This window comes from Pseudomonas sp. TH41 (assembly GCF_016650695.1).
Classification (GTDB): Bacteria; Pseudomonadota; Gammaproteobacteria; order Pseudomonadales; family Pseudomonadaceae; genus Aquipseudomonas.
In genome coordinates, this window is record NZ_JAEKFH010000003.1 from 2488184 (window position 1) to 2505051 (window position 16868).

19 protein-coding genes are annotated in these 16868 nt (G+C 60.3%); 9 read left to right on the forward strand and 10 right to left on the reverse strand.

Annotated elements, in window-relative coordinates:
- Position 1 precedes the first annotated feature (1 nt).
- Entirely contained in the window at positions 2-856 is an 855-nt protein-coding gene (locus tag JFU37_RS14005) for a sulfurtransferase (protein WP_201115836.1), read from the forward strand.
- Positions 857-957: 101 nt separating this feature from the next.
- Here the strand turns inward: JFU37_RS14005 and JFU37_RS14010 are convergent, their stop codons facing one another.
- From JFU37_RS14010 to JFU37_RS14030, 5 genes are read right to left on the reverse strand one after another with little or no spacing between them, the layout of a single operon-like run.
- On the reverse strand, positions 958-1797 hold the full coding sequence (locus JFU37_RS14010; RefSeq protein WP_201115837.1) for an AraC family transcriptional regulator: 840 nt from the start codon (positions 1795-1797) through the stop codon (positions 958-960).
- Positions 1798-1800: 3 nt separating this feature from the next.
- Positions 1801-2799, reverse strand: a complete 999-nt coding sequence (locus JFU37_RS14015; RefSeq protein ID WP_201115838.1) for a hydrolase — start codon at positions 2797-2799, stop codon at positions 1801-1803.
- Between the two features lie 55 nt (positions 2800-2854).
- Positions 2855-3466 (reverse strand): 16S rRNA (guanine(966)-N(2))-methyltransferase RsmD, encoded by a 612-nt coding sequence (gene rsmD, locus JFU37_RS14020; protein WP_201115839.1) that lies wholly within the window; start codon positions 3464-3466, stop codon positions 2855-2857.
- A complete protein-coding gene (locus tag JFU37_RS14025; protein WP_201115840.1) occupies positions 3466-4956 on the reverse strand; it encodes a M16 family metallopeptidase in 1491 nt (496 codons plus the stop codon). Before JFU37_RS14025 ends, rsmD begins: the two co-directional genes overlap by 1 nt.
- Positions 4949-6304 (reverse strand): M16 family metallopeptidase, encoded by a 1356-nt coding sequence (locus JFU37_RS14030; protein ID WP_201115841.1) that lies wholly within the window; start codon positions 6302-6304, stop codon positions 4949-4951. Before JFU37_RS14030 ends, JFU37_RS14025 begins: the two co-directional genes overlap by 8 nt.
- 344 nt (positions 6305-6648) lie before the next feature.
- Between JFU37_RS14030 and ftsY the strand changes: the two genes are divergently transcribed.
- The 4 genes from ftsY (at position 6649) to rpoH (ending at position 10860) form a co-directional block, all read left to right on the forward strand.
- On the forward strand, positions 6649-8205 hold the full coding sequence (gene ftsY / locus JFU37_RS14035) for a signal recognition particle-docking protein FtsY (RefSeq protein WP_201115842.1): 1557 nt from the start codon (positions 6649-6651) through the stop codon (positions 8203-8205).
- Positions 8202-8873 carry a cell division ATP-binding protein FtsE gene (gene ftsE / locus JFU37_RS14040; protein ID WP_008026149.1) on the forward strand — a complete coding sequence of 224 codons (672 nt, stop codon included), beginning with the start codon at positions 8202-8204 and terminating at the stop codon, positions 8871-8873. Before ftsY ends, ftsE begins: the two co-directional genes overlap by 4 nt.
- A complete protein-coding gene (gene ftsX, locus JFU37_RS14045) occupies positions 8870-9892 on the forward strand; it encodes a permease-like cell division protein FtsX (RefSeq protein WP_201115843.1) in 1023 nt (340 codons plus the stop codon). The genes ftsE and ftsX overlap by 4 nt, the downstream gene beginning before the upstream one ends.
- Before the next feature lie 113 nt (positions 9893-10005).
- Positions 10006-10860 carry an RNA polymerase sigma factor RpoH gene (rpoH, locus tag JFU37_RS14050; protein ID WP_007897890.1) on the forward strand — a complete coding sequence of 285 codons (855 nt, stop codon included), beginning with the start codon at positions 10006-10008 and terminating at the stop codon, positions 10858-10860.
- Positions 10861-11009: 149 nt separating this feature from the next.
- Here rpoH and mtgA read toward each other — a convergent pair whose 3' ends face one another.
- The gene (gene mtgA / locus JFU37_RS14055; RefSeq protein WP_201115844.1) at positions 11010-11732 is read right to left on the reverse strand and encodes a monofunctional biosynthetic peptidoglycan transglycosylase; all 723 of its coding nucleotides are present in this window, start codon (positions 11730-11732) and stop codon (positions 11010-11012) included.
- A gap of 74 nt (positions 11733-11806) precedes the next feature.
- Here mtgA and JFU37_RS14060 point away from each other — a divergent pair, with 74 nt between their 5' ends.
- The 4 genes from JFU37_RS14060 (at position 11807) to trmB (ending at position 14164) form a co-directional block, all read left to right on the forward strand.
- Entirely contained in the window at positions 11807-12178 is a 372-nt protein-coding gene (locus JFU37_RS14060) for a DUF423 domain-containing protein (protein WP_201115845.1), read from the forward strand.
- Positions 12179-12370: 192 nt separating this feature from the next.
- Positions 12371-12571 (forward strand): sulfur carrier protein ThiS, encoded by a 201-nt coding sequence (gene thiS, locus JFU37_RS14065; protein WP_162491065.1) that lies wholly within the window; start codon positions 12371-12373, stop codon positions 12569-12571.
- A 63-nt stretch (positions 12572-12634) separates the two neighbouring features.
- A complete protein-coding gene (locus JFU37_RS14070) occupies positions 12635-13429 on the forward strand; it encodes a thiazole synthase (protein WP_008068101.1) in 795 nt (264 codons plus the stop codon).
- A 9-nt stretch (positions 13430-13438) separates the two neighbouring features.
- Positions 13439-14164 carry a tRNA (guanosine(46)-N7)-methyltransferase TrmB gene (gene trmB / locus JFU37_RS14075; protein ID WP_201115846.1) on the forward strand — a complete coding sequence of 242 codons (726 nt, stop codon included), beginning with the start codon at positions 13439-13441 and terminating at the stop codon, positions 14162-14164.
- Positions 14165-14282: 118 nt separating this feature from the next.
- Here the strand turns inward: trmB and JFU37_RS14080 are convergent, their stop codons facing one another.
- From JFU37_RS14080 to JFU37_RS14095, 4 genes are read right to left on the reverse strand one after another with little or no spacing between them, the layout of a single operon-like run.
- A complete protein-coding gene (locus JFU37_RS14080) occupies positions 14283-14606 on the reverse strand; it encodes a DUF3392 domain-containing protein (protein WP_010466821.1) in 324 nt (107 codons plus the stop codon).
- Between the two features lie 22 nt (positions 14607-14628).
- Complete coding sequence (gene hemW / locus JFU37_RS14085; protein ID WP_242485726.1) at positions 14629-15834, reverse strand: radical SAM family heme chaperone HemW; 1206 nt, start codon at positions 15832-15834, stop codon at positions 14629-14631.
- Positions 15831-16427, reverse strand: coding sequence for an RdgB/HAM1 family non-canonical purine NTP pyrophosphatase (rdgB, locus tag JFU37_RS14090; RefSeq protein ID WP_201115847.1), 597 nt, complete (start codon positions 16425-16427; stop codon positions 15831-15833). Before rdgB ends, hemW begins: the two co-directional genes overlap by 4 nt.
- Positions 16424-16858 (reverse strand): DUF4426 domain-containing protein, encoded by a 435-nt coding sequence (locus JFU37_RS14095; protein WP_201115848.1) that lies wholly within the window; start codon positions 16856-16858, stop codon positions 16424-16426. The genes rdgB and JFU37_RS14095 overlap by 4 nt, the downstream gene beginning before the upstream one ends.
- Positions 16859-16868: the final 10 nt, after the last annotated feature.

Consider the following 16868-nt stretch of genomic DNA (forward strand, 5'->3'; position numbering starts at 1 on the left):
TATGCCCATTGCGCAATTGATCAGCCCGTCAGCGTTGGACCTGAAAAAGGAGCAGCCGGGGCTGGTGATTCTAGATTGTCGGTTTGCCCTTGAAGACCCGGATTACGGTCAGCGCAGCTATGCCGAAGGGCATATTGCCGGGTCGAGCTTTGCCGATCTTGAACGTGATTTAAGCGGGGCAGTGGTCAAGGGGGTGACCGGGCGTCATCCGTTACCTAAGGCACAAGATTTGATCGAGCGCCTGCAAGCCTGGGGCATCAACGCCGACAGCGAAGTCGTTTTGTACGACGACGGTCCAGGTGCCTATGCGGCGCGGGCCTGGTGGTTGCTGGCCTGGCTGGGCAAGCGAGAGGGTGTGTTCATCCTCGACGGTGGGCTCAAGGCCTGGCACGCAGCCGGTTTGCCACTGAGTCTTGATGCGCCGCACATCGAGCGCGGCACGTTCACCGGAGCGCCGGATAACGCGCTGCTGTTGAGCGCCGAACAACTTCAGCAACGCCTCGGCCAGCCATCGCTGACTTTGCTCGATGCCCGTGCCTTGCCGCGTTTCAAGGGCGAAGTAGAACCGATCGACCCGATCGCCGGACACATTCCCGGTGCGCAATGTGCGGCGTTCAACGAGAACCTGGGCGGCGATGGGCGTTTCCTGCCGGCCGATCAGCTCAAGCAGCGGTTTGCTGCGAAGTTGGGTAATCGTTCGCCCGATGATCTGGTGGCGTACTGCGGCTCAGGCGTAACGGCTTGCCACAACCTGTTCGCGTTGTGCCTGGCGGGTTATCCATTGGGTTCGTTGTATGCCGGATCGTGGAGCGAGTGGATCAACGATCCCGCGCGGGGCGTCGCTATCGGCGAGTAAACCCAAATCTCCTGTGGGAGCGAGCTTGCTCGCGATGGTGTGTCAGTCGAATCAACTTTGCCTGACACTCCATCGCGAGCAAGCTCGCTCCTACAGGGGTATCAGAGGGCTTTTGAGATTCGGGCGCTGCGATACGCCCCTGGTCCCACCCCGTAAACCTGCTTGAACTGCCGATTCAGATGACTCTGGTCGGCAAATCCCAATTGCGTGGCCACTTCCAAAGGCAGGCAACCACCTTGTAATAAGGCCCGTGCCCGAGCGATGCGCTGCTGCATCAGCCAGGTGTGGGGTGGCATGCCGGTGGCGCGACGGAACACCCGGGCGAAGTGGAAGGGCGACAGGTTCACCGCCGTCGCCAGTTCTTCCAGAGAGGGTGGCGAAGCCAGTTGCGTTTGCAGCAATTCCTTGGCCAGGGTCACCGCGCGGTGTTCCTTGCCGGGTTTGCCGGCGTCCGGAACCGCCGCGTGACGCTGCAACAACGACAGCATCATTTCCCGCCAGGCCGTCTGCTGTTGCAGGGCCGTGGACGGGCTTTCCAGCAATCGATGCAATTGGCAGAAACCCGCCACCAGGTCGGGGTCGCGATACAGCGTCGCGCCAAACGCCGGCAAGTGGTGGGTCGGCAGTTCCAACTCGTCCAGCAACGACAGAATCTGCCCGCTGTCGGGGTAAAACGCCCGGTACAGCCAGCCGTCTTCCGTGCCTTTATGTCCGGTGTGCAGTTCGTCCGGGTTGATCAACACCAGTGTGCCGCTGCCCGCCAGGTGTTCGGCACCGCGATATCGATAACGTTGGGCGCCGGCCATGATCATGCCGATCACATAGCCGTCGTGCACATGGGGTGCGAAGCGGTGTTCGATGTAGCGTGCGGATAACAACTCGACCCCGGTCAATGGCGCGGTTTGCCAGAAACGGATCGACTCGCCCTGAGCGTGTTCCATGGGTTACACGCGCCCTGCGGCGGCCAGCCATTGCGGGATCCGCCGTTCGAGGTAGTAACCCGGTTGCCGGACCGAGCCATCGACAAAACCGACATGCCCGCCCTTCGCTTGCAATTCGAACTGAGTGCAAGACGACAATTCTTCCGGCAGTGGCAGGCTATGAGGAAACACAAAGGGATCGTCGGCCGCCTGAATGATCAGGGTCGGCGTGCGAATTTCGCCCAGAAAATAGCGACTCGATGCGCGGCGATAGTAGTCCTCTGCATCGACGAACCCATTCAGCGGTGCCGTGACCCGGCCGTCGAATTCCCAAAATGTACGCATGTTCTCCAGCGAGCCGAGTGCAGCCAAGGCCGCCAGACCCTCCTCGCGCCCGTCATGCTGAAACTGCCGCTGCTTGTTCTTGATGTAGGCCACCATCTCGCGCATGAAGTGCGCCTGATAGACCTTAGAGAACCCCTGGCCAATACGGTCGGCACACTGGTCCAGACGAAACGGCACCGACACCGCCACCGCGCCGAGCACGCCGCTCTCACTGCCAGACTCACCCAGGTGTTTGAGCAAGACATTGCCACCTAGGGAATACCCGACCGCGTACAACGGCGCCAAAGGGCGTTTGGCCCGCAGGTGTTTGATGGTTTCGGCCAGGTCTTCGCTGGCACCCGAGTGGTAGCTGCGCGGCAGCAGATTGGGTTCGCCCGAGCAGCCGCGCCAGTTCAGCGCAACGCTGGCCCAGCCTTGGATGCCCAGTGATTTCTGAATCCCGGCCACATAAGGCGAATTCGACGAGCCGGTCAGGCCGTGCAACACCAGCACCAACGGCGCGTCGGCGCTGTGAGGGCCGTGCCAGTCCAGATCGAGAAAGTCGCCATCTTCGAGCCACAAGCGTTCACGCTCACGCTCGATGTGCGTGGTTTTGCGCCACAGCGGTCCCCACAAGGTCTGTAGGTGCGGGTTGCCCAGGCCGAAGGCAGGGGTGAAACGTTCTGACGGAAAGGGCACGATTGTTCTCGATGCAGCGGTGCGCAACCTCTGCGCACCTTTTCAGGCCGGTCGACTAACCGGCTATCTCTGCCATACGTTGCCACAACGCGTAATACACCCGCCCGGATTTCTGCTCCCGGTGCAGGCGCCAGTTGCCTGGCAATCCAAGGCTCGACGGTGCGTTTTCGCTTTCAGTGTAGATCCAGGCCTCGTTGGCCAGCCATTGACGCTCTTCAAGCAGCGTGCAAACGGTGGGCAACAGGTTCTGATTGAACGGCGGGTCGAGGAATACCAGGTCGTATTCGGTGGCGGTCTGGGTTTCCAGATAGCGCAGGGCATCGGCTGTCTGGATCTGGCCGGTTGTGCAGCGCAGGGTACCCAAATGCTCCTTGATGCTCGCGACCGCGATGTTACTGGCATCCAGCGCCTGTCCCATCGCCGCGCCACGGGACAGCGCCTCGAGAAACAATGCGCCGCTGCCGGCGAATGGATCAAACACCTTGGCGCCGGCGACATAAGGCGCGAGCCAGTTGAACAAGGTTTCACGCACCCGGTCCGGCGTCGGGCGCAGGCCCGGCGCATCAGGGAAGCTCAGCTTTCGGCTGCCCCATTCACCGCCGATGATGCGCAGCTGGTTTACGCCGTTATGGACGTTGTGTACGGGTTTTTTAGGACGAGTGGCCATTAATGCTCCGGAACCCCGAGCGGCTGCTCGGCAGGTTTATCAGATGGGGCCGGTAACGGCTTTTGTGGCACGGTCGGGCCAGCGCTGACGATGACCATTTTGTCCGTGCTCAAGTGTTTGTTCAGTACGGTCTTGACCTGCTCGACGGTCAGGCTCTGGGACTCACGCATAAAGTCATCCAGGTAGCTCAGCGGCAGGTTGTAGAACCCCATCGCGCCGAGCTGGCCAACGATGTCGGCATTGCTGGCGGTGGACAGCGGGAAGCTGCCGGCCAGTTCACGCTTGGCGTCATCGAGTTCTTTTTCGGTCGGGCCGGTTTTAAGGTAGTCGGCGAGAACATCCTGCACCAGCTTCAAGGTGCCTTCGCTCATCTCTGCGCGGGTTTGCAAGTTAATCATGAACGGGCCACGCGCCTGCATCGGGGTGAACCCCGAATACACGCCGTAAGCCAGGCCGCGCTTCTCGCGCACTTCGCTCATCAATCGGGTGCCGAAACCACCGCCACCCAGGATCTGGTTGCCCATGGACAAGGCCGCGTAGTCCGGATCGTCACGGTCGATGCCCAGTTGCGCGAGCATCAGGTTGGTCTGCTTGGACGGGAACTCGATGTGGCCAATGCTGGCCTTGGGCTCTTGCGGCTGCGGGATTTTCGCCAGCGCCGGGCCTTTTGGCAGTGCGCTGGAGACTTGAGCGGCAATGGCTTCAGCCTCGGTGCGAGACAGATCGCCCACCAGTGCAATCACCACGTTGCCGGCGGCGTAGGCTTTCTCATGGAACGCTTTCAGTTGAGCCAGTGTGATGGCTGGAACGGTTGTCGCTGTGCCGTCGCTGGAATGCGCATAGGGGTGATCGCCGTACAAACGGTTCATCAGCTCCTGACTCGCCAGTTTGCCGGGGTTTTGCTTCTGGTACTCGAAGCCGGCGAGCATCTGGTTCTTGATCCTGGCAAAGGAATCATTCGGGAAGGTCGGTTTGCCGACAACTTCAGAAAACAGCTTCAACGCGGGCTCGCGCTTGTCGGCGGCACTGAGGCTGCGCAAGGACGCCAGCGCCATGTCTTTAAACGCACCATTGCCAAAGTCTGCGCCCAGGCTTTCGAAGCCTTGGGCTATAGCGCCGACGTCTTTGCCGGCGACACCTTCGTTGAGCATGGCATTGGTCAGCAGCGCCAGCCCCGGTACATCGCCGTCCTGGCTGCTACCGGCAGCGAAGATCAGGCGCATGTCGAACATCGGCAGCTCCCGGGCTTCGACGAACAGCACCTTGGCGCCTTCAGCGGTGTTCCAGGTCTGGACGTCGAGTTTGCGATGGCTCGGCGCTTTTCCGTCGAGCTCTGTCAGCGATTGCAGCTTCTGGCTGGACTTGGCTTTGTCGAGGGCTTCGCTGGCTGTCGAGTCATCGGGTCGCAACAGATAGAAGCCAGCGGCCCCGATCAGGGCGGCAGCGACCAGGCCGATCAGGGCCAGGCGCGGTTTATTACGCTCACTCATGAGTCGTCTCCTCTGGCAGTACATGGGCGACGCTGAGACGTTCGCGGGTGAAATACAGCTTGGCGGCGTTCTGGATGTCTTGTGGGGTCACGCTTTCGAGGTCGGCAAGTTCAGTGTCCATCAGCTTCCAGGAGAGGCCGACGGTTTCCATTTGGCCGATGGCGGTGGCCTGGCTGGTGATCGAGTCACGTTCGTAGACCAGGCCGGCGATGACCTGCGCGCGCACGCGTTCCAGTTCTTCGGCGGACGGCGCGGTGGTTTTCAGCTGTTCGAGCAGCTGCCACAAGCCGGCCTCCGCCTGGTCGATGGTTTTGTTTTTCTGCGAGTTGGGTGTTGCCGACAACGTGAACAGGCTGTCACCGCGAGTGTAGGCGTCGTAGCTCGACGAACCGCCGGAGACCAGTTCTTCACCGCGTTCCAGTTGTGTCGGGATGCGGGCGCTGTAGCCGCCGTCGAGCAGGGCCGAAATCAAGCGCAAGGCGTTCACCGACCGCTTGTCTTCGGCGGTGGCGACGCTGGGCACGTTGAAGGCCAGCATCAGGCTCGGCAATTGGGTTTTAACATGCAGGGTGATCTGCCGTTCGCCGGGCTCGGCCAGTTCCAGAGGGATTTTCGCGGGTGGCACGTCGCGCTTGGCGATCGGACCAAAATAGCGCTGGGCCAGGGTTTTGACTTCGTCCGGCGTCACGTCGCCGACCACCACCAAGGTGGCGTTGTTCGGCACGTACCAGGATTGATACCAGTGACGCAGCTCTTCGATTTTCATGCGATCCAGGTCAGCCATCCAGCCGATGGTTGGCGTGTGGTAGCCGCTGGCCGGGTAAGCCATGGCCTTGAACCGCTCATATGCCTTGGACATCGGCTTGTCGTCAGTGCGCAGGCGACGTTCTTCTTTAATGACTTCGATCTCGCGGGCGAACTCGTCGGCCGGCAGGCGCAGGTTGGCCATGCGGTCGGCTTCCAGCTCGAAGGCCACGCCCAGACGGTCACGGGCCAGCACCTGGTAATACGCGGTGAAGTCGTCGCTGGTGAACGCGTTCTCTTCAGCACCGAGGTCGCGCAGGATCAGCGAAGCTTCACCGGGGCCGACTTTCTCGCTGCCCTTGAACATCATGTGTTCCAGTGCATGGGACAAACCAGTCTGACCCGGGGTCTCGTAGCTGGAGCCGACCTTGTACCAGATCTGGGAAACCACCACCGGCGCACGATGGTCTTCGCGCACGACAACCTTCAGGCCGTTGTCTAGCATGAATTCGTGGGTGGGTTGCGGGTCGGCAGCGAAGGCTGAAAGTGGCAGACAAACTGTGCTGAGCAGCAGGCCTGCAGCGCGGCGGGCTAGAGCATTCATTCGTTTTTAAACCTGTTGGGTTGCCCGCTTGTTCTTAGCGTCAGCGGGCGAGAGGGTGCTAGGATACTGATCCGTTTTACTGGCGGCCACGCCTATCAGGCCTTTGATCGGCCGGAAGGTTGTATGGGTTACCGGCAGAAGCTTTGAGTTTGTCCGCTAAACTCTGCGTTTTCGCCGACGATGCCGTTCCAGTCCTTCGTGTTAGTCGACCTTTGAGGTGCTGATTTCACCTCGACAAAATGTTGCGCATGAACAAGCAGCGTCAATCGCAGTCTGTTCTGCATCGAATATTTATTTGCCGGGGCGCCCTTTGGCGCGTCGCTACCGTGAGATAGCCGTCCTCCATGTTTGGTTCCAACGACGACAAGAAGACCCCAGCTGCGGCTGGTGAGAAGAAAAGCCTGTTCGGATGGCTGCGCAAAAAGCCGCAGGACCCCGTCGTCGAACAGCCACAGCCACAGCCACTGCCTGAGCCAGTACCTGCGCCGGTTATAGAAGTAGAGCCTGCGCCGAGTGTCTTGCCGATCGTCGAGCCGGTGCTTCAGCCGATGGCCGAGGCAGCGCCTGATCGTGTCGCCGAAGTCGTGGCCCAAGCGCCGCTGACACCCATTGCCGCGCCATGGCTGACGTTGCCGGTGGCGGAAGAGGCGGTGGCTTTGGTCGAAGATGAGCTGGCGCCGCACATAACGCCTGCGATTCCAGTGCAGACTGCGTTTGCGCCTGAGCCTGTTCAGGTTCCGGTGGTTGAGCCGGTTGTAGCGCCAGTCGTGGTGGCTGCACCTGCGCTGGTCGCTCCAGAACCGGTTGCTTCCGTATTCGTTGCCCCGGCGGCTCCGGTTATTCAAACGCCTGCACCTGCACCGGTCGCTCCGGCATTCGTTGCCCCCGCGGCTCCGGTTACTCAAGCACCAACACCGGTTATTGCCCCCGTCGAACCCCCGGCCGAGCCTGTGCGCACCGAAGAAACCAAAGCCGGTTTCTTCGCCCGCCTCAAGCAAGGCCTGTCCAAGACCAGCGCCAGCATCGGCGAAGGTATGGCCAGCCTGTTCCTGGGCAAGAAAATCATCGATGACGAGCTGCTCGAAGACATCGAAACCCGGCTGTTGACCGCCGACGTTGGCGTTGAAGCGACTTCCGTGATCATTCAGCGCCTGACCCAGAAAGTCGCCCGCAAAGAGCTGGCCGATGCCGATGCGTTGTACAAATCCCTTCAGGCCGAGCTCGCGGCGATGCTCAAGCCCGTCGAGCAACCGCTGAAAATCACCTCGCAGAACAAGCCGTTCGTGATTCTGGTCGTCGGCGTCAACGGTGCCGGCAAGACCACGACCATCGGCAAACTCGCGAAGAAGCTGCAACTTGAAGGCAAAAAAGTCATGCTCGCTGCCGGTGACACCTTCCGTGCCGCCGCCGTCGAGCAATTGCAGGTCTGGGGTGAGCGCAACAAGATCCCGGTGATCGCTCAGCACACCGGCGCCGACTCGGCGTCGGTTATCTTCGATGCCGTGCAGGCCGCCAAGGCGCGTGGCATTGATGTCCTGATTGCGGACACGGCTGGCCGTCTGCACACCAAAGACAATTTGATGGAAGAGTTGAAGAAGGTTCGCCGGGTTATCGGCAAGCTCGACGCCGACGCGCCGCATGAAGTGTTGCTGGTGCTCGATGCCGGCACGGGCCAGAACGCCATCAATCAGGCCAAACAATTCAACCAGACCGTCGCACTGACCGGCCTGGCGCTGACCAAGCTCGACGGCACCGCCAAAGGCGGGGTGATTTTCGCCCTGGCCAAGCAGTTTGGCCTGCCGATTCGCTACATCGGCGTCGGCGAAGGCATCGATGATTTGCGTACTTTTGAAGCAGAACCCTTTGTCCAGGCACTGTTTGCCGAGCGGGAGCGTTCATGATTCGTTTCGAACAGGTCGGTAAACGCTATCCGAACGGTCACGTCGGCTTGCATGAGCTGAGCTTTCGAGTCCGTCGGGGCGAATTCTTGTTTGTCACCGGCCACTCCGGTGCCGGTAAAAGCACCTTGTTGCGCCTGCTGCTGGCGATGGAGCGCCCGACCACCGGCAAATTGCTGCTGGCCGGCCAAGACCTCGGCACTATCAGCAACGCGCAGATCCCTTACCTGCGCCGCCAGATCGGCGTGGTGTTCCAGAATCACCAGCTGCTGTTCGATCGCACGGTGTTCAACAATGTCGCATTGCCTTTGCAGATCCTCGGCCTGTCCAAAGCCGAGATCGCCAAGCGTGTGGATTCGGCCCTGGAGCGCGTGGCGCTCTCGGACAAGACCGATCTGTACCCTGGCGACCTGTCCACTGGCCAGCAACAGCGCGTCGGCATTGCCCGCGCCATCGTTCACCGTCCGGCCTTGCTGCTGGCGGACGAACCCACCGGTAACCTCGATCCGCGCCTGGCCGCCGAGATCATGGGGGTGTTCGAAGACATCAACCGTCTGGGCACCAGCGTGCTGATCGCCAGTCACGACCTGGCACTGATCGCCCGCATGCGTCATCGCATGCTGACCCTGCAACGCGGCCGATTGATCGGCGACGGGGAGGCTGGCGAATGAGTGCGACACGTAGCCCCAAGGTTTCCGAGCGCGTGGCCCCCAAGGCTGCCGATCCGCAACAACCGAAGAAAAAGCGCGACGATGACGACGGCCCGGACTTTGCCACACTGTTCCGTGCCTGGATCGAAAGCCATCGCGCCAGCCTGGTGGACAGCTTGCGCCGCTTGGGTAAGCAGCCCATCGGTAGCTTTTTCACCTGCATGGTGATGGCCGTTGCCCTGAGTCTGCCCATGGGCCTGTCACTTTTGCTAAGTAACGTCGAGCGTCTTGGCGGTTCCTGGCAGCGTGCGGCGCAGATTTCCCTGTACCTGCAAATCGAGGCCAGCCCTGCTGAAGGCGAGTCGTTGCGTGAGCAGATCAAGGGCATGCCCGGCGTCTCGGACGCGGAATATGTCGGTCGCGATCAGGCGCTGGAAGAGTTCCAGCAGCAGTCCGGCCTGGGTGAGGCGCTGAAAGAATTGCCGGAAAACCCGCTGCCGGGCGTGGTTCTGGTCACCCCGAAAGAAGTCGACAAGCCCGCGCTTGAAGCATTACGACAAAAACTTTCCGAGTTGCCGAAGGTACAGCAGGCGCAACTTGATCTAGTCTGGGTCGAGCGTCTGGCAGCCATCCTCAAGCTGGGTGACCGTTTTGTCTTCGGTCTGACCGTGCTTTTGGTTTCTGCATTACTTTTGGTGATAGGCAATACCATTCGTCTTCATATTGAAAACCGCCGCACAGAGATAGAAGTGATTAAACTCGTGGGCGGCACTGACAGCTATGTGCGCAGGCCTTTTCTGTATATGGGCGCGCTTTATGGCTTTGGTGCGGGGATTCTTTCCTGGGGTGTATTGGCGTTTGGCCTGAATTGGCTGAACGAGGCGGTGGTGGGACTGGCCGGTTTGTACGGCAGTAATTTTGCGCTGGCCGGCGTGCCAGTTGCCGACGGTCTGTCTCTCTTGCTTGGCGCGGTGCTGTTAGGGTATATCGGTGCATGGATTGCAGTCGCACGCCACCTGAGGGAGCTTGCGCCTAAGTAGTATCATTTTGCTCGTATTGACCTTTCAGCGTTTATGGGAACTTGTCTTTCGGTTTCCGGTCAATTTTCGCAGTGCAGAACTGCACGAGTTATGTAAGTCGGAGGTTTTTTCGTATGACCAATTCTTTGCAACCTGCATATGCTCTGGTCCCGGGTGCGAACCTGGAGGCCTATGTGCACACCGTGAACAGCATTCCATTGCTGACGCCGGAGCAGGAGCGTGAACTGGCCGAGAGTCTCTATTATGAGCAGGATTTGGGGGCGGCTCGGCAGATGGTGCTCGCCCACCTGCGTTTTGTTGTACATATCGCCCGTAGCTATTCCGGCTACGGTCTGGCTCAGGCTGACCTGATCCAGGAAGGTAACGTCGGCCTGATGAAAGCCGTGAAGCGCTTCAACCCGGAAATGGGTGTGCGTCTGGTTTCGTTCGCCGTGCACTGGATCAAGGCAGAAATTCACGAGTTCATCCTGCGCAACTGGCGCATTGTGAAAGTCGCGACCACCAAGGCCCAGCGCAAACTGTTCTTCAATCTGCGCAGCCAGAAGAAGCGTCTGGCGTGGCTGAACAACGAGGAAGTCCACCGTGTGGCGGAAAGCCTAGGTGTAGAGCCGCGGGAAGTGCGCGAGATGGAAAGTCGCCTGACCGGCCATGACATGGCCTTCGACCCGGCCGCAGAAGCGGACGACGACAGCGCATTCCAGTCGCCGGCCAACTATCTGGAAGACCACCGGTACGACCCGGCCCGTCAACTGGAAGATGCCGACTGGAGTGACAACTCCAACCACAACCTGCACGAAGCGCTGGAAGTGCTGGACGACCGCAGCCGTGACATCCTCTACCAGCGCTGGTTGGCGGAAGAGAAAGCCACGCTGCACGACCTGGCGCAGAAGTACAACGTGTCGGCCGAGCGTATTCGTCAGCTCGAGAAGAGCGCGATGAACAAGCTCAAGTTGTCGATCGCCGCTTAACCGGCGCGCAGGCAATAAAAAACGCCCCGATCATTGATCGGGGCGTTTTTGTTTTTAAGATCAAAAGATCGCAGCCTTCGGCAGCTCCTACATGGGAACGCGTACACCTGTAGGAGCTGCCGAAGGCTGCGATCTTTTGATCTTCGGGATCATTGAGCCCAAGGCGCCCGGCGCGAATCGTTGAGTCCGACCAGATAGCTGTCACCACCCAACTGGCTCATCTGCTGCCGAATCCAGCCGGCACGTCGCGAAACATAAGACGTCGGATGGCCCGCACTCCACACCCGTGGATTAGGCAATACAGCGGCCAGATAACTGGCCTGCTGTCGGGACAGCGACTTGGCACTGACACCAAAGTGATGCCGAGCCGCCGCTTCCGCGCCAAACACCCCGTCATCCCACTCGACGCTGTTCAAATACACTTCAAGAATCCGCTGCTTAGGCCAGAGCACTTCGATCAGCCCGGTGAACCAGGCTTCCAGTCCTTTGCGCAGCCAGCTGCGGCCGGACCACAGAAAGAGGTTTTTCGAGACTTGCTGGCTCAACGTGCTGGCTCCGCGAATCGATCCGCCCAGCTCGTTGTGAGCCAATGCGGCCTGAATCGCGCCGAAGTCAAAACCCCAATGCTCCGGGAATTTCTGATCCTCACCCGCAATCACTGCGACTTTCAAATCGTCGGAGATTTCATCCCAGGGTTTCCAGGTGCGTTGCAGGTCAATCGGCTCGCCGTCGAACCAGGATTCGACCTTGCGCTCGACCATCAGCGCCGTCCCCGGAGGTGGAACCACGCGGAAAATCAGAACCAGCAATACGCTGCCGCCCGCGAACCAGAGCAGGGCTTTCGTGAAACGACGGAAAATTAAACGCAGCATAGAGATGGCTTGGCCGAACCCGTTGAGCGGGCCATTATACAGACCCTGTTGATCGAGTCTGACTGGAGTTCTTCATGCTGCGTGGCTTTCTGATGCTGGCCGCTTTTTTCGGCTTCACTGGCGTTGCCCTTGGCGCGTTCGCCGCTCACGGCTTGAAAGCCCGTCTGACACCTGAGTACCTGGCGATTTTCCACACCGGCGTTACCTACCAACTGGTACACACCCTGGCATTGTTCGGCGTAGCGCTGCTGGCCACGCAGATTCCCGGTCGTTTGATCACCTGGGCTGGCGCCTCCTTTGCCATCGGCATTCTGCTGTTTTCCGGCAGCCTGTATGTGTTGACCATGACCGGCATCAGCAAGCTCGGGATCATCACGCCCTTTGGCGGCCTGGCATTCTTGATCGGCTGGTTCTGCCTGGGCCTTGCCGCCTGGCGACTGACGTGACCCTGTAGCAGCGAGCTTGCTCGCGAAAAACGTCAGGGCACCGCGTTCAAGCGGCAAGTACGCGTTATCGTTGACGTCCATCGCGAGCAAGCTCGCTCCTACAAGGTTCTTGATCGACATGACGAATGGCTTGGGTCGCCAAGACTGATCGGGCTAGAATGCCAGCCCCTAAAAATGATGGCGGCATTCGGTATGCGCATTCAGTTGAACGGCGAATCCCTTGAACTGCCCGACGGTGAAACCGTTGCGGCCCTGCTGACCCGTCTGGACCTGACCGGACGCCGTGTGGCGGTCGAACTCAATCTGGATATCGTCCCGCGCAGCCAGCACGCTGAAACCACGCTGAACGACGGTGATTCGGTCGAAGTGGTGCACGCCATCGGCGGCGGCTAGCCGCGCGTGCCGAGTGGGCACAGAATTATTCTGCAAGAACCTCACCCCTACAGAGGATTTCCCATGAGCATCGTTCGTAGCGACAAGCCCTTCGTTCTGGCCGGTCGTACCTACCAGTCGCGTTTGCTGGTAGGCACTGGCAAGTACCGCGACATGGAAGAAACCCGCCTGGCCATCGAAGCCTCGGGTGCCGAGATCGTCACATTCGCCGTGCGCCGCACCAACCTCGGCCAGAACCCGGGCGAACCGAACCTGCTCGAAGTCCTGTCGCCGGATCGCTACACCTTCCTGCCTAACACCGCCGGTTGCTTCGACGCTACCGAGGCTGTGCGCACCTGCCGTCTGGCCCGTGAGCTGCTCGGCGGCCACAACCTGGTGAAGCTGGAAGTGCTGGCGGATCAGAAAACCCTGTTCCCCAACGTGATCGAAACCCTCAAGGCCGCCGAAGTGCTGGTCAAGGAAGGCTTCGACGTAATGGTCTACACCAGCGACGACCCGATCATCGCCCGTCAACTGGCGGAAATCGGCGTTATCGCGGTGATGCCGCTGGCCGGTCTGATCGGCACGGGCCTGGGGATCTGCAACCCGTACAACCTGCAGATCATCCTCGAAGAAGCGAAAATCCCTGTGCTGGTGGACGCCGGTGTCGGTACCGCTTCCGACGCCACCATCGCCATGGAGCTGGGTTGCGAAGCGGTGCTGATGAACTCGGCCATCGCCCATGCCCAGCAGCCGATCATGATGGCTGAAGCCATGAAACACGCCATCGTTGCAGGTCGCTTGGCCTACCTCGCCGGCCGCATGCCGAAAAAACTCTATGCCAGCGCCTCCTCGCCGCTGGATGGTCTGATCAAGTAAGAGCCATTGATGACTGAATCAAACGACACGCCTATGACGCCTGCAGAAGGCGACGAGCGCCAACACCGCCGCATCAAGAGTTTCGTGATGCGCGCCGGGCGCATGACCGAAGGCCAGCAAAAAGGTCTGGAGCAGGGCTCGCCGCTGTTCGTGCTGCCATTGGCCGATGCGCCGGTGGACTTCGACCAGGTGTTCGGTCGCTCTGCACCGCGCTCGCTGGAGATCGGCTTCGGCATGGGCCATTCGCTGCTGGAAATGGCTGCGGCCTCGCCGGAACAGGATTTCATTGGTGTTGAGGTTCACCGTCCGGGTGTCGGCGCGCTGCTCAATGGCGTGCTGACTCAGGGCCTGACCAACCTGCGTGTCTACGATTGCGACGCTATCGAGGTGCTCAACCGCTGTGTGGCCGATAACAGCCTCGATCGTCTGATGCTGTTTTTCCCGGACCCATGGCACAAGAGCCGTCACCACAAGCGTCGTATCGTTCAGGCGTCGTTCGCTGAGCTGGTGCGCAGCAAGTTGAAGGTCGGCGGTGTGCTGCACATGGCCACCGACTGGGAACCCTACGCCGAGTACATGCTGGAAGTGATGAACGTCGCCCCGGGTTATCGCAACCTGGCCGAAGACGGCAAATGCGTGCCGCGCCCGACCGAGCGCCCGATCACCAAGTTCGAACGCCGCGGCGAACGTCTTGGGCATGGCGTGTGGGACTTGAAGTTCGAAAAACAGTCCTGAACCCTGTGGGAGCGAGCTTGCTCGCGAAGGCGGCGTATCAGTCGACATTAATACCGACTGATACGCCGCCTTCGCGAGCAAGCCCGCTCCCACATTTGATTTGTGGTGGCTTCGAAATTCAGCGGCGGTCGGCTACTACGCCGATAAGCACCAGCACCACCAACAACACTGGCGCCAGGCTGTAGTTGTTGAACTGGCTCAGGCCTTTGATGATCCACGGCGTGGCGTAAATCAGCGCCACGCCGCTGCCGACCATGCACACCAGGGCCATCAGCGGGACGCGTAAGGCGCCGGCGATGCTGCCCAGGCGTTGGTCGACCCAGCCTTTGATGTCCGCGCCGAACAGCACCAGCAGGCAGCCTACCAGCGCCAGAGAGATTTCCGACAGGTTGCTGCGGCTCCAGCGGGACACGGTGGCGAGCAGGTCGAGTATCAAATCCATTCGTTTTCCCTTAAGGCTGAAATCAGCTCAGAAATTTTTGCAGCAAATCATTGAGAAACAGTTGTCCGCGCTCGGTGGCCGCCAGACGTGACGGTTCGACCTGCAACAAGCCACTTTGTTCGGCGTCGAGGCGGCCTTCGGCCAGGCTTTCCAGGGGCAGCCCGGTGCGCTCCGGATACAGTCGCGATTCGACGCCTTCGGTCAGGCGCAACGCATTCATCAGGAATTCGAACGGCAGTTCTTCATTGGTCAGCGCTTTCTCGCCAGCCTTGAAGCTTTTGGCCGGGTTCAGATAGTCCTTCGGCAAGCGCGTCTTCCAGGTGCGCACGATTCGCCCGTCTGGATGACTGAGCTTGCCGTGGGCACCGGCGCCGATGCCGATGAAGTCGCCGAAGCTCCAGTAATTGAGGTTATGCCGCGCCGGACGACCGGGCTGGGCATAGGCCGAGACTTCATATTGCGCGTAACCGTGCTCGGCGAGCAGCGCCTGGCCGGCTTCCTGAATGTCCCATAGCGTGTCGTCTTCCGGCAGCGTTGGCGGCTGGTTCCAGAACACCGTATTGGGCTCAAGCGTCAGTTGGTACCAGGACAAATGCGTTGGCTTCAGGGCGATGGCCTGGCGCAGGTCGCTCAGCGCATCGTCGAGCGACTGATCGGGCAAACCGTGCATCAAGTCCAGGTTGAAGTTATCAAACCCGGCCTGACGCGCCATGCCGGCGGCACACACCGCTTCATCACCATTGTGAATGCGCCCCAACGCCTTGAGTTTCTCTTCCTGAAAACTCTGGATGCCAATCGACAGGCGATTGATGCCCAGTGCGCGATAGGCGAGGAATTTCTCCTGCTCGAAGGTTCCGGGATTGGCTTCCAGGGTGATTTCGATGTCGCTGGCAAATGGAATGCGTTGCTCGACGCCCTTGAGCAAGCGGCCCAATGCCTCGGCGCTGAACAGACTGGGCGTGCCACCGCCAAAGAAAATCGAGCTCAGCTCACGGCCATAGACGGCGTGCAGGTCTTGATCGAGATCGGCCAGCAGCGCGTCCACATACTCTTCTTCCGGCAGCACCGGGCTGGCGGTGTGGGAGTTGAAGTCGCAATAAGGGCATTTGCGCACGCACCACGGGATGTGGATGTACAACGCCAGGGGCGGCAGCACGGGGAGCGCGGCCCGAGGCGATTGTGCGGCACCGCCGAAGATCAGCGGTGACGCGGACGATTCACGGGTCATTTCAAGCCCAGACGCTGGCGCAGCAGATCCATTGCACGGGCGCGGTGACTGATGAGGTTCTTGTCGCTCGGGCTCAGCTCGGCGCTGGAGCAATCGCGCTCCGGCACCCAGAACAGGGGATCGTAGCCGAAACCATGCTCACCGCTGGCCGCTGGCAAGATACGCCCGTGCCACAAGCCTTCACACAGGAACGGCAGCGGATCGTCGGCATGCCGCACCAGCGCCAGCACACAGACGAACTGCGCGCCGCGCTCGGCTTCAGGTACATCCTTCAAGGCCTCGAGCAGTTTGGCGTTGTTGGCCGCATCGCCTTTGCCATCCGCGTAACGAGCCGAGTAGATCCCTGGCGCACCGCCCAGGAAGTCCACGGCCAGCCCGGAATCGTCGGCCAATGCCGGCAGGCCGGAAATGCGCGCGGCATTTCGGGCCTTGAGGATGGCGTTCTCGACGAATGACAGGCCGGTTTCTTCAGGCTCGACACTGCTGAACTCGCCGATCGAGCGCAGTTGCACCGATTCGCCGAGCATGGCCTGGAGTTCCTTGAGTTTGCCGGCGTTGTGGCTGGCCAGTACGAGTTGCGTGAAATTGATCATTCGCCGGGGAAGAGCTCTTGGTTGAAATTGATGGTGTTGATTTTGTCGCCATTCTGCACCTTGATCTCAAAGGTGCGGATTTCCTGCTGGTCCACCGGGTATTGCGCGATGTAGTAGATCGCGCCTTGTTCGGTAATTTGCTTGAATTTCAGTGGCACGGTCTGGCTGGTCAGGTCTTTGACCGAGCCGCTCACTTGCGCCATCAGCGGCTTGCCTTCCTGGATCACCGAGACGTTGATCACGCCCTGATTCTTGCTGCGAACCAGCTCCGCCGCTTTGGCGATGTCCGGTGTCAGGAAGGTGGAGTTGAAGGTGTTGTAGTGCACCGTCACATCGCCAAAGGTCTCCTGGCGCTCGCCCTTGATGGCGTCAGCGGCCATGGCGGTGACGCTCAGGCAGGCAGTAAGTAAAAACAGCGCTAGACGACCCATGATCGTTCTC